This window comes from Mesorhizobium sp. M4B.F.Ca.ET.089.01.1.1, from assembly GCF_004022605.1.
Lineage (GTDB): Bacteria > Pseudomonadota > Alphaproteobacteria > Rhizobiales > Rhizobiaceae > Mesorhizobium > Mesorhizobium abyssinicae.
This window is the reverse complement of sequence record NZ_RZOS01000172.1, coordinates 1-11,426: the sequence shown is the minus strand read 5'-3', so window position 1 is coordinate 11,426 and position 11,426 is coordinate 1. Positions and strand designations below refer to the sequence as shown.

Below are 11,426 nucleotides of genomic sequence, written 5' to 3'. Positions count from 1 at the left end.
GCCTGATAGCGCCGAGTACCGGCGCATCGTCGGCGGCACACCGTACCACCGGGGTGCGGCCTATCGCGACGGTTTCGTCGATGCCGCCGCCGTTGCCAGCGAGCCGGTGGCCGATTTCCACACCCATGAAAAGATCATCGACGGCAGGCTGGCAAAGCGCCGGCTCGACCATTGCTTCCTCGGCGGCATGCTTGCCACGCGCGTGCGCTCGGTCGGCGCCGACATCGGCGAGATCGCGTCCGACCATTTTCCGCTGAGGATCGGTATCGACCTCGAGACGCCAGGCCTCGCCACGACTTCCGGAGGCGGATGACCCAGGCATGACGCTTTTCGTCTTCTTCGCGGTGCTTGCCGCCGCCGCCATGCACGCGATCTGGAACGCGCTGGTCAAGGTGCATCTCGACCGCTTCCTGTCGATCACGCTGATGACGCTCGGCATGGGTTTCGCCGCGCTGCTCGTGCTGCCCTTCGTCGAGGTGCCGAAAGCCGAGGTATGGCCATTCATACTCGCCTCGGTCTTCTTCCACATGGGCTACCGGACCTTCCTGATCGGCGCCTACAAGGCCGGCGATTTCGCCCAGACCTATCCGCTGGCGCGCGGCACGGCGCCGCTGCTCGCGGCACTCGGCGGCATGGTGGTCGTGCGGGAGGTCCCCGCGCCGCTGGCCATTCTCGGTATCCTGCTGTTGTCCGCCGGCACGCTGGTGATGTCGTTTCGCGGCGGCGTGCATCTGGAGCGCTTCAACCTGCGCGCTGTCTGCTTCGCGTTGGGCACCTCGATCTTCATCGCCAGCTACACGCTGTCCGACGGCAGCGGCGCGCGGCTGGCGGCGACCGCGACAAGCTATGCCGCTTGGCTGTTCATCTGCGATGCTCTGTGGGCGCTGGTGCTGTGCGTCCTCTTCCGTGGGCCACGGTCGCTTCCGCTGCTGGCGCGCGACTGGAAGGCCGGGCTGTTCACCGGCGTGCTCAGCGGCGCCGCCTACTGGATCGTCATGTGGGCGATGACCAAGGCGCCGATCGCATCGGTGGCATCGCTGCGCGAGACCTCGATCCTGTTCGCCATGATGATCTCGGTCTTCGCACTGGGCGAGAAGATGACGCGCTGGCGCGGCGCCGCCGCGCTCAGCATCGTCGCCGGCGTCGTCGCATTGCGTCTGGGGTAATTTCTCGGCCGGTCAGTCGAGAATGTCCAGATCGACAACCATCAGCCCGTCGGTGCCGCCTTCGAGGGCGGCGACCAGCCTGGCGCCGGCACGCTGATGCGCCTCGTGCACCAGATAGGCGTCGCGGGCGGCGGCATCGCGGAAGTCGACGGTGAAGCCGTGGCTGAAGCCGCGCGCAAAGGGTTCCGGACTGACATTGGCGCTGAAGTGGACCTTGTCCATGCCTTCGATCGCCCAGCGCAAAGCTTCCAGATCGGCGTGGATCGCCGCGCGTTCAGCCGGGCTGACATCGCTGCGGAATTGGACGAAGACGCAGTGCCTGATCATGGCTCTCTCCTCAAGCGGCGCGGTTGCCGGAGAAAACGGCCGGCGGCAAAGGTTCGCGACCGAGGATCAGGTCGGCACCCTTTTCGCCGACCATGATGGTCGGCGCATTGGTGTTGGAGGAAGGGACGCGCGGCATCACCGATGCGTCGCAGACCCGCAGTCCTTCGATGCCGCGCAGCTTGAGGTCAGGCGTCACCACGGCCATGTCGTCATGGCCCATGCGGCAGGTGCCGACCGGATGATGGTCGGTCTTGGAACTGCGGCAGGCATAGTCGAACAGTTCGTCATCGCTCTGCAGGGCAGGGCCCGGCAGGACCTCGCGCAGCACGTAAGGGGCAAGCGCCTTCTGCCGCATGATCTCGCGCGCCAGCCTGAGGCCCTTGATCGACATGTCGCGGTCGTAGGGGTCGGACCAGTAGTTCGGGTCGATCAGCGGATGGTCGGCGGGGTCGGCGCTCTTCAGCCGCACCGTGCCGCGCGAGCGTGGGCGCAGGAAGGCCGAGTTCAGCGTCACGCCAGGGTTCTTCAGCTTCTCGACGCCGGCTTCGATGCCCGAGCCGAGGCCGAGATGGAACTGAATGTCGGGCGAAGCGGCGGTCGGGTCGGCGTACCAGAAGCCGCCAGTCTCGAACAGGCTGGAGGCCACCGGCCCTTTCTTCAAAAGCAGATACTGCAGGCCGGCCCACATCGTGCGGTGCAGCTTGGCGTAGTTGTCGTAGGTGTGGTCGCCGGTGCATTCGGCGATGACAAACAGGTCGAGATGGTCCTGCATGTTGGAGCCGACGCCGGGCAGGTCGTGGATCGGTGTGGCGCCGACCGATTTCAGGTGGTCGGCCGGACCGATGCCGGACTGCATCAAAAGCTTCGGCGAACCGATGGCGCCGGAGGAGACGATCACCTCGCGCCCGGCGCGCAGGATCGCCTTTTCGCCGCCCGGCCTGTCGACGACCTCGACACCAACGGCACGGCCCTTCTCGACGACGATGCGGGTGACCAGCACGTCTGTTCTGACGCTCAGGTTCTTGCGGGCGCGGATCGGCTTCAGATAGGCGACCGAAGCCGACGAGCGCCGCGCGTCCTTCTGGGTCAGCTGGTAGTAGCCGACGCCCTCCTGGGCAGCGCCGTTGAAGTCCGGGTTGAAAGGGATACCCATCTCCTGCCCGGCGCGGAAATAGGCCTCGCAGATCGGCAGCGGCGAGATCGGGTTGGAGACGCCGAGCGGTCCCTGGTCGCCATGGAAATCGTTGGCGTAGCGCTGGTTGTTCTCGGCGCGCTTGAAATAGGGCAGCACGTCGCGATAGGCCCAGCCTGCAAGCCCTTCCTCCTTCTCCCACGCGTCGTAATCGCGGGCATTGCCGCGCGTGTAGATCTGGGCGTTGATCGAGGAGCCGCCGCCGACCACCTTGGCCTGCGTGTACCAGAAAACGCGGTCCTTCATGTGCTTCTGCGGCACGGTCGACCAGCCCCACGAGGCGATGCCCCTGGTCATCTTGGCGAAGCCCGCCGGCATGTGGATCAGCGGATGCCAATCCTTGCCGCCGGCTTCCAGAAGCAGAACGGAATTCCCCGGATCCTCGCTGAGCCGGTTGGCGAGAACACAGCCGGCCGGGCCGGCGCCAACGATGATGTAATCGGTCATTGTCTCATCCGTTCAGAGCCGCGGTATGGAGAGCGCACCGTCGACATTGATGATCGAGCCGGTCGAAAAGCCGAACTTGCCGCTGGCAAGCGCGGCCACCACGGCGCCGATATCCGATGCCTCGCCCCAGCGTTTGGCTGGCACCAGACCGCCTTCGATCAGCGCGTCATATTTGGCGGCAACGCCCGATGTCATGTCGGTGCGGATGATGCCAGGCCGCACCTCGAACACGCCGATCCCTTCGGCAGCGAGTCGCAGCGCCAGGGTTTTCACCCACATCGACAGGCCGGCTTTCGAGACGCAGTAGTCGGCGCGTTCCGGCGAGGCCGCTTCGGCGCTGATCGAGGTGATGGTGATGATCGATTTCGGGTGATCGCCGGGTGTGCCAAGCATTGCCTTGGCGACGGCCTGGCTGAGGAACACCGTGCCGCGCAGATTGATGCCGAGGGCGCGGTCGAAATTCTCCGGCTTCAGCTCCAGCAGATCGCCGCGCACGACGGCGCCGACGCCGGCATTGTTGACCAGGCAATCGATGCGGCCGAACGCGCTCATCGCAGTCTCAACCGGCGCCGCGTGGGCGACGAGATCGGCGATGTCGCAGCTTGCATAGGCGAACTTCGCGCCGCGCGCGGTGATATTCCTGGCAAGTCCGTCGGCAGGCTTGTCGGCCAAGTCGGCGACCAAAATGTCGAAGCCGGCATCGGCCAATGCCTCGGCGCAGGCCAGTCCGATGCCCCGCGCGCCGCCCGTGATGATGGCCGCCGGGCGGGTCATTCGGCAAGCTCCGTCTTGCGGATGTGCTCGGCCACGCGCAGCGCCTGCGCCGCGATCGACAGCGCCGGGTTGACCGCGGCCGAGGTCGGCAGGAACCCGCCGTCGACGACGAACAGGTTCTGGTGATCGTAGGCGCGGCAGAACGGGTCGAGCGGCGAGCTGCCCGGATCGTCGCCCATCTTCACCGTGCCGCACTGGTGCGAGGGCGTGCGCTTGTCGAAGGGACGCGACAGCACGATCGGATAGCCGCAAGCGCGGTAGTTCTCGCGCATCACCTTGGTCAGGCCTTCCAGCGACTGCATGTTGGAGCGCCGCCACTGCATGACGATGTCCTTGCCGTCGACCATGATGCGGCTCTCGGGGTCGGGCAGGTCCTCGCACATCAGGTACCAGTCGACGGCGTGGCCGGCCATGAAGTCGAGCGCGAATTTTGGCGCCAATTTCACGTTGGCCCTCAGCATGTTGCCGTCGATCTTGCCGAGCAGTTGCACATTGCCGAGCGGCTTGCCGCCCTTGCCGTCCGACAGATAGTAATCGTTGAGCATCAACGTCTTCTGATAGACGGCGTCGTTGCGGCGGCGCGGGTCGATCGCCAGCATGGCGCTCGAATTGTGGTTCATGAAGTTGCGGCCGACCTGGTCTGAGCTGTTGGCGAGACCCTTTCCATCGGAGGAAGGCGAGCGCAGCAGGATCACGGCGGAGTTGACGGCGCCGGCCGAGAGGATGACCAGCTTCGGCGAGAGCGTCTTTTGCGTGCCCTTCTGCGTGTAGTGGATGGCGGCAATCGATCTGCCATCCGGCGATGCCTGCAGATAGTCGACATGGGCACCGGTCTCAAGCCGGATGTTCGGGTCGGCAAGGGCCGCCGCCAGCGGTCCGGTCTGCGCATCGACCTTGCCCTGGCCGGTGTTGGGAAAGGCATCCCAGCCTGTCCTGCCTTCCTTCAGCCAGGCGTCGATGTCGACACCGAGCGGCAGCGATGCAGGATGCAGGCCGAGCCCCTTCAATTCGGCACGGGCGCGCGCGATCGGCGCCTCGTCGGGCACGGGTTTGAAAGCGTAAGGAACGGAATGGAAGGGCTCGGTCGGGTCCTCGCCCAGTGTGCCGCGCACGCGAAAAAGCTGTTCGGCCTTCGAATACCACGGCTCGAACTCCTCATAGGAGAACGGCCAGGCCGGCGAGACGCCGCCGAAATGCTCCATGGCGGAAAAGTCTTCCTTGCGGTAGCGGATCAGCACCGCGCCATAGAATTTCGAATTGCCGCCGACATAGTAGTAGTTGCCGGGATTGAAGGCAGCGCCGCCCGCCTCGCGCCACATCTCCTTCGGCCGGTAGTGGCCGTTGACGAAGATGGCGCGGGTGTCGCGCGTCTCCGGCGTCGCCGGCAGCGGCTCGCCGCGTTCCAGGATCAGGATCGAGGCGCCACTGCCGGCTAAGCCGGAGGCGATCGTGGCGCCGCCGATGCCGGAGCCGATGATGACGATATCGGGGCTTGCCATGGCGGTCAGAGAATGCGCTTCTCGGTCGCCGGATCGAAGAACACAGCCTTGGTCAGGTTGAAGGCGAGCGGCGTCACCGTACCTGGCTGGATCTTGGCATCGGCGCGCAGCCGCGCCACCACCGCCTTGCCGCCAAGATTGGTGACGGCGAAGGTGTCGGAACCGGCCGGCTCTATCACCTCGATGTGGCAGTCGGCAGTGGCGATGCTGGAGGCGTTGCGTTCGGCGCCTTCCGGATCCGTCAGCGCCTCCGGACGGACGCCGAAGATGACCGGCTTGCCCTGGAAGGCCGACAAGGCCGGCGTAGCCCCGGCGAGCGGCAGCGAGATCGGCTCGCGCCCGTCGCGCTGCAGCACCACAGACAGCCCACTGCCATTGCCACCGATCGTCGCCGGCACCAGGTTCATGGCCGGCGAGCCCATGAAATCGGCGACGAAGATGTTGGTCGGGTTGTTGTAGATCTCGGCCGGCGTGCCGAACTGCTGCACCTCGCCATCGCGCATCACGGCGATTTTGGTGGCCAGCGTCATCGCCTCGATCTGGTCGTGGGTGACGTAGACGATCGTCGTGCCGGTGTTGGCGTGCAGGCGCTTGATCTCGATGCGCATGTCGACGCGCAGCTTGGCGTCGAGGTTGGAGAGCGGCTCGTCGAACAAGAACAGTTTCGGGTCGCGCACCAGCGCCCGGCCCATGGCGACACGCTGGCGCTGGCCGCCGGAAAGCTGGCTCGGCTTGCGCTGCAGCAGGTGGCCGATCTGCAGCACCTTGGCCACCTTGTCGATCGCCTTCTGGCGCTCTTCGGCCGGCACGCCGCGCATCTCCATTCCGAATGAGATGTTCCCGGCGACCGTCATGTTCGGATAGAGCGCGTAGCTCTGGAACACCATGGCGATGTCGCGCTTGGACGGGTGGAGATCGTTGATCGCGCGCCCATCGACGCGGATCTCGCCCTCGGTGATGTTTTCCAGCCCGGCGATGGTGTTGAGCAGCGTGGACTTGCCGCAGCCGGACGGACCGACCAGCACAAGGAAGCCGCCCTTCTCCAGCTCGACATTGATGCCCTTCAGGATCTCGACATTCCCGAAGCGCTTCTTCAGCCCATCAATTTCCAGAAAAGCCATGGTCGTTCCTTAAGCAAAAAGAGGGTCAGCCCTTGACCGCGCCCGCCATCAGCCCGCGCACGAAATAGCGGCCGGCGACGACGTAGACGAGAAGGGTGGGGAGGGCGGCGATCATCGCCGCCGCCATGTTGACGTTGTATTCGACGACGCCGGTCGAGGTGTTGACGACGTTGTTCAGCGCCACAGTCATCGGCATCACGTCGCCGGTGCCGGCATAGGCGGAAGCGAACAGGAAGTCGTTCCAGATGTTGGTGAACTGGTAGATCACGGTGACGACGAAGATCGGCATCGAATTCGGCAGCATGATGCGGCGGAAGATCTGGAAGAAGGATGCGCCGTCGACCTGCGCCGCCTTGATCAGTTCGGTCGGGAAGGCCTCGTAGTAATTGCGGAAGAACAGCGTGGTGAAGCCGAGGCCGTAGACGACATGGACGAAGACGAGGTTGACCGTCGAATTGCCGAGACCGAAGTTGAACCCGGTCGCGTTCTGCAGGGTGACGCCGAAGCGGCCGATGCTGCCGAGGATCGTCGCCATCGGCAGCAGCACCGACTGGAACGGGATGAAGCAGGCGAACAGCATCATCGCGAAGACCAGCGTGTGGCCGCGGAAGCGCCATTTGGTCAGCACATAGCCGTTGAGCGCGCCGAGCAGCGTCGAGATCAGCACCGCCGGCACCACCATCTTGATGGAGTTCCAGAAGTAACCCTTGATGCCGGCGCAGGTTAGACCGACGCAGGCCTCGCCCCAGGCCTTCCACCAGGGATCGAAGGTCGGCGCCTGCGGCAGCGCCAGCATGTTGCCGTTCTGGATCTCGTCCATTGTCTTGAACGAGGTGACCAGCATGACGAAGAGCGGCATCAGGTAGAAGATCGCGAACAGCGCGAGCAGCCCGTAGATGACGATGCGGTTGATCGTCCTGGCGCTGATGCCGCTCGAGGTCGGGCGGGTCGGTGAGGCAACGGCGCTCATCGCGGCTTCTCCCTGAGCTCGGAATAGAGGTACGGCACGATGATCGCGGTCAGCGTCATCAGCATGATCACGGCGCTCGCCGAGCCAACGGCCATCTCGTTGCGCTTGAAGGTGAACTCGTACATGAAGTTGGACGGCAACCAGGCCGAGCCGCCCGGTCCGCCGCTGGTCAGCGCCACCACCAGGTCATAGGACTTGATGGCGAGGTGGGCGAGGACGATGAACGCCGAGAGGAAGACCGGCCGCAAGAGCGGAATGACGATGCGGCGGTAGAGCTGGAAGGTGGTGGCGCCGTCGATCTGCGCCGCCTTCATGATCTCGCCGTCGATGCCGCGCAAGCCGGCCAGGAACATCGCCATGATGAAGCCGGAGGCCTGCCAGACACCGGCGATCACCACCGTGTAGATGACGAAATCCTTGTTCTTGATCCAGTCGAAATGGAAGCTCGTCCAGCCCCACTGGTGCAGCGTCTGCTCGAGGCCGAGGCCGGGATCGAGGAACCATTTCCAGGCGACGCCGGTGACGATGAAGGAGAGCGCCATCGGGTAGAGGTAGATCGGCCTGAGCATGCCTTCGCCGCGGATCTTCTGGTCGAGCAGGATGGCCAGGAACAGGCCGAGCGCCAGGCAGATGAAGATGTAGAGGAAGCCGAAAATGCCCATGTTGGTGATCGAAGTGTACCAGCTCGAGGGCGGATCGCTCTCGAAGGTCCAGCGCCACAGCCGCTGATAGGCGCGGGCACCGGTGATGGCATAGGACGGGAAGGTCTTGGAGTTGGTGAACGACAAATAGATCGTCCACAGGATGAAGCCATAGACGAAGATGATCGTCGCCGCGAAGCTCGGCGCCAGCACGATCTTCGGCAGCAGATCCTGCAGCCGCGAGCGAACGGACGCACCTGGGCGGGCGTCGTGCTCCGGTGTCAGCTTCGCAGTGGTTTCGGCTGCTGTGCTCATCGGCTCATCCAGTACCGGTTCGTCGGGGGCCGGCCGGCGCAAAGCACCAGCCCGGGCAATCCCGGACCTCATCTCGGTGAAATTCTCCCCCGCCCTGGGGCGGGGGAGATTTGTTTTGAGCGCCGCTTACTTGGCGTCGTCGATCGCCTTGACCAGCTCGGTCACGGCCTCGTCCGAGGTCTTGATCTGGCCATGGACGAACTTCGAGACGACGTCCTTGTAGGCGTTGGCGACGGCCGGCGGGGCGCCATAGCCCTGGGCCAGCGAGCCGAACAGCGTGCCGCCCTCATTGGCCGCCTTCAGGTCGGCGATGCCCTTCTTGCCGCAAGCGTCGAAGTCGGTGTCAGGCACGTCGGTGCGGGCCGGAACCGAACCCTTGACGACGTTGAAGGCCGACTGGAAGCTCTTCGACAGCGTGGCGGTGGCAAGCGCTGCCTGGGCGGCCTTGCGGTCGTCCGGAACGTTGAACATGCCGAACATGTCGGAGTTGTAGATCACCGAGCCGTCGGTGCCCGGGAAGCGATAGCACAGGAAGTCGGTGCCCGGGGTCTTCTTGGCGGCGTGGAACTCGCCCTTGGCCCAGTCGCCCATGACCTGAACCAGCGCGTCGCCCTTGATGACCATGGCAGTGGCGAGGTTCCAGTCGCGGCCCGAGAAGTTCGGGTCGACATAGGTGACCAGCTTGGCGAGGTTGTCGAACGACTTCTTCATCGTGTCGGACTTCAGCGATTCCTCGTCGAGGTCGTTGAAGGCCTTCTTGTAGAATTCCGGGCCGCCGGTCGACAGCACGACGGAGTCGAACATCGTAGCTTCCTGCCAGTTCTGACCGCCGAGCGCGAGCGGGATGACGCCCGCGGCCTTGGCCTTGTCGAGCAAGGCGACGAAGTCGTCGAAGGTCTTCGGCTCGGCGCCGCCGATCTTGTCCATCACCGCCTTGTTGATCCACCGCCAGTTGACCGAGTGGACGTTGACCGGAGCCGCGACCCACTTGCCGTCATAGACCGAGAACTTCTGCAGGGCCGCCGGAACCGACTTGTCCCAGCCTTCCTTCTTCGCCGTCTCGGTCAGGTCGCCCATGACGCCGGCGGCGGCATAGTCGAGCACGGTGTAGCCGAGCATCTGAGAGGCGGTCGGGTAGTTGCCGGCCGCGACCATCGCCTTCAGCGCCGTCATCGCGGCGTCGCCGCCGCCGCCAGCCACCGGCACGTCCTTCCAGGCATAGCCTTCCTTGGACAGATCCTCCTTGAGGACGTTCAGAGCAGCCGCTTCGCCGCCCGACGTCCACCAATGCAGCATCTGCACTTCCTTGACGTCGGCGGCATGCGCCGAAAACGCAAAGGTCGACGCAAGAGCCGTTCCGATAAGCAGTTTGCGCAACATGTAGTTCCTCCCTTGTTGCATGCACATAACCGACGGATGTCCGCCGGGGTCTCCCAACTCAGCCGACCCACCAACCGGTGCGCTGGCCGCGATGAAACTGGATTGTCTTTTCCTCTGTATAGTCCTCGACAGCGCGCTTGCCGAGTTCACGTCCGAGACCGGACTGTTTGTAGCCTCCGAACGGCAGCTCGGGGTAACCTTCCATGAACGTGTTCACCCAAACTGTCCCCGAACGCACACTCCGCGCCACCGACATGCAGGTGTCGATGCTGGCGCTCCACACACCCGCAGACAAACCATAGGGCGTGTTGTTGGCGATGTGCAATGCCCTTTCAATCGATTCAAAAGTCAGCACGGAAAGCACCGGCCCGAACACTTCTTCGCGCGCGACGGCCATATCCTCGGTGACGCCGCGGATGATGGTCGGATCGAGATACTGGCCGGCGTTTGAAGCGATCTGGCGGCCGCCGGCATAGACGGCGCCGCCGTCGCCGGCCGCAGCCGTCACATAGCCGGCTACCTTGGCGAGATGGTCGGTGGAGATCATGGCGCCGACCTTGGTGCGATCGTCGAGCGGATCGCCGACCGTCACCCTTGCGGTCAGCGCCTTGACGGCGGCGAGGAAGTCGTCGGCGATCGCTTCATGCACGATCAGCCGGCTGCCGGCGTTGCAGCATTCGCCGGCATTGAAGAAGCCGCCGAACACCGCGGCGTCGGCGGCGGCTTCGAGATCGGCGTCGGGGAAGACGATCTGGCCATTCTTGCCGCCGAGTTCCATCGACACCTTTTTCAGGGAATTCGAGGCGGCAGCCATGGTCATCTTGCCGACCCGGGTCGAGCCGGTGAAGGACACCATCTCGACCAGCGGATGGCTGACCATCGGCGCGCCGACATCGCCGCCCAAGCCGGCCAGGATGTTGACGACGCCGGCGGGGAGGCCTGCTTCGAGCAGGATGTCGCCGAGCACGAAGGTCGAGGCCGACGTCATCTCGCTCGGCTTGACCACAGCCGTGCAGCCGGCGGCGAGCGCGAAGGGCAGTTTCTGGCTGACGATCAGGAAGGGGAAATTCCACGGCGTGATGATCGAGACGACGCCGATCGGCTCGCGCAGCACGACGCCGAGCATGGCGTCGCCGAGATTGGCATAGCTCTCGCCATGCAGCGTGCGGGCGAGCGAAGCGGCATAGCGCCAGATGTCGACGGCGCCGCCGATCTCGCCGCGCGCCTGGGCGATCGGCTTGCCGGATTCCAGCGCATCGAGCCTGGCGATCTCTTCAAGTCGGACCTCGATCAGGTCGGCCGCCTTGAGCAGGATGGCAGCGCGCTCGGACGCCTTCATGCGCGGCCATGGGCCGGTCTCGAAGGCCTTGTGCGCGGCGGCCACCGCGGCCTCGACTTCCGCTTCGCCGGCCTGCGCATAGTGCGAGACGGTAAAGCCGTGGCCGGGACTCTTGCGCTCCAGCGACCGGCCGTCGCGAGCGTCGACATGCTTGCCGTCGATCAGCAGCTTGTAGGTCTTCGGCGCCGCGGACGCCTCGGCCGGCATGGTAATCTTGAGGGGTGCGTTCATCGGATTCCTCTAGGACCTCGAAAA

General features: G+C 64.8%; 10 protein-coding genes and 1 pseudogene. 2 read left to right on the top strand and 9 right to left on the bottom strand.

The features are described from left to right. Both EN780_RS17535 and EN780_RS17530 read left to right on the top strand, forming a co-directional pair. A pseudogene (locus EN780_RS17535) lies at positions 1 to 313 on the top strand (EEP domain-containing protein); the annotation flags it as partial. Between the two features lie 7 nt (positions 314 to 320). Continuing rightward, positions 321 to 1,166 carry an EamA family transporter gene (locus EN780_RS17530; RefSeq protein ID WP_128274834.1) on the top strand — a complete coding sequence of 282 codons (846 nt, stop codon included), beginning with the start codon at positions 321 to 323 and terminating at the stop codon, positions 1,164 to 1,166. 12 nt (positions 1,167 to 1,178) lie between these two features. On the opposite strand, the gene EN780_RS17525 is transcribed toward EN780_RS17530, so the two are convergent. The 9 genes from EN780_RS17525 to EN780_RS17485 form a co-directional block, all read right to left on the bottom strand. Next, positions 1,179 to 1,493 carry a Dabb family protein gene (locus tag EN780_RS17525; RefSeq protein WP_128274833.1) on the bottom strand — a complete coding sequence of 105 codons (315 nt, stop codon included), beginning with the start codon at positions 1,491 to 1,493 and terminating at the stop codon, positions 1,179 to 1,181. A gap of 10 nt (positions 1,494 to 1,503) precedes the next feature. After that, entirely contained in the window at positions 1,504 to 3,132 is a 1,629-nt protein-coding gene (locus EN780_RS17520) for a GMC family oxidoreductase N-terminal domain-containing protein (protein ID WP_128274832.1), read from the bottom strand. 12 nt (positions 3,133 to 3,144) lie between these two features. Further along, positions 3,145 to 3,906, bottom strand: coding sequence for a 3-ketoacyl-ACP reductase (locus tag EN780_RS17515; RefSeq protein ID WP_128274831.1), 762 nt, complete (start codon positions 3,904 to 3,906; stop codon positions 3,145 to 3,147). Continuing rightward, positions 3,903 to 5,405, bottom strand: coding sequence for a GMC family oxidoreductase (locus EN780_RS17510; RefSeq protein WP_128274830.1), 1,503 nt, complete (start codon positions 5,403 to 5,405; stop codon positions 3,903 to 3,905). The genes EN780_RS17515 and EN780_RS17510 overlap by 4 nt, the downstream gene beginning before the upstream one ends. A gap of 5 nt (positions 5,406 to 5,410) precedes the next feature. Next, positions 5,411 to 6,526 carry an ABC transporter ATP-binding protein gene (locus EN780_RS17505; protein WP_128274829.1) on the bottom strand — a complete coding sequence of 372 codons (1,116 nt, stop codon included), beginning with the start codon at positions 6,524 to 6,526 and terminating at the stop codon, positions 5,411 to 5,413. Positions 6,527 to 6,551: 25 nt separating this feature from the next. Continuing rightward, a complete protein-coding gene (locus EN780_RS17500) occupies positions 6,552 to 7,496 on the bottom strand; it encodes a carbohydrate ABC transporter permease (protein ID WP_128274828.1) in 945 nt (314 codons plus the stop codon). Then, positions 7,493 to 8,452: a sugar ABC transporter permease gene (locus EN780_RS17495; RefSeq protein ID WP_128274827.1), complete on the bottom strand. Its 960-nt coding sequence runs from the start codon at positions 8,450 to 8,452 to the stop codon at positions 7,493 to 7,495. Before EN780_RS17495 ends, EN780_RS17500 begins: the two co-directional genes overlap by 4 nt. A gap of 126 nt (positions 8,453 to 8,578) precedes the next feature. Continuing rightward, complete coding sequence (locus EN780_RS17490) at positions 8,579 to 9,832, bottom strand: ABC transporter substrate-binding protein (protein ID WP_128274826.1); 1,254 nt, start codon at positions 9,830 to 9,832, stop codon at positions 8,579 to 8,581. Between the two features lie 58 nt (positions 9,833 to 9,890). Next, on the bottom strand, positions 9,891 to 11,402 hold the full coding sequence (locus EN780_RS17485) for an aldehyde dehydrogenase family protein (protein WP_128274825.1): 1,512 nt from the start codon (positions 11,400 to 11,402) through the stop codon (positions 9,891 to 9,893). Between the last annotated feature and the right edge of the window lie 24 nt (positions 11,403 to 11,426).

Excerpts from the sequence above, each read along its gene's own strand:
- EN780_RS17495 (WP_128274827.1), bottom strand. The coding sequence starts at position 8,452 with ATGAGCACAGCAGCCGAAACCACTGCGAAGCTGACACCGGAGCACGAC.
- EN780_RS17505 (WP_128274829.1), bottom strand. The coding sequence starts at position 6,526 with ATGGCTTTTCTGGAAATTGATGGGCTGAAGAAGCGCTTCGGGAATGTC.
- EN780_RS17490 (WP_128274826.1), bottom strand. The coding sequence starts at position 9,832 with ATGTTGCGCAAACTGCTTATCGGAACGGCTCTTGCGTCGACCTTTGCG.
- EN780_RS17510 (WP_128274830.1), bottom strand. The coding sequence starts at position 5,405 with ATGGCAAGCCCCGATATCGTCATCATCGGCTCCGGCATCGGCGGCGCC.
- EN780_RS17485 (WP_128274825.1), bottom strand. The coding sequence starts at position 11,402 with ATGAACGCACCCCTCAAGATTACCATGCCGGCCGAGGCGTCCGCGGCG.
- EN780_RS17530 (WP_128274834.1), top strand. The coding sequence starts at position 321 with ATGACGCTTTTCGTCTTCTTCGCGGTGCTTGCCGCCGCCGCCATGCAC.
- EN780_RS17515 (WP_128274831.1), bottom strand. The coding sequence starts at position 3,906 with ATGACCCGCCCGGCGGCCATCATCACGGGCGGCGCGCGGGGCATCGGA.
- EN780_RS17525 (WP_128274833.1), bottom strand. The coding sequence starts at position 1,493 with ATGATCAGGCACTGCGTCTTCGTCCAATTCCGCAGCGATGTCAGCCCG.
- EN780_RS17500 (WP_128274828.1), bottom strand. The coding sequence starts at position 7,496 with ATGAGCGCCGTTGCCTCACCGACCCGCCCGACCTCGAGCGGCATCAGC.
- EN780_RS17520 (WP_128274832.1), bottom strand. The coding sequence starts at position 3,132 with ATGACCGATTACATCATCGTTGGCGCCGGCCCGGCCGGCTGTGTTCTC.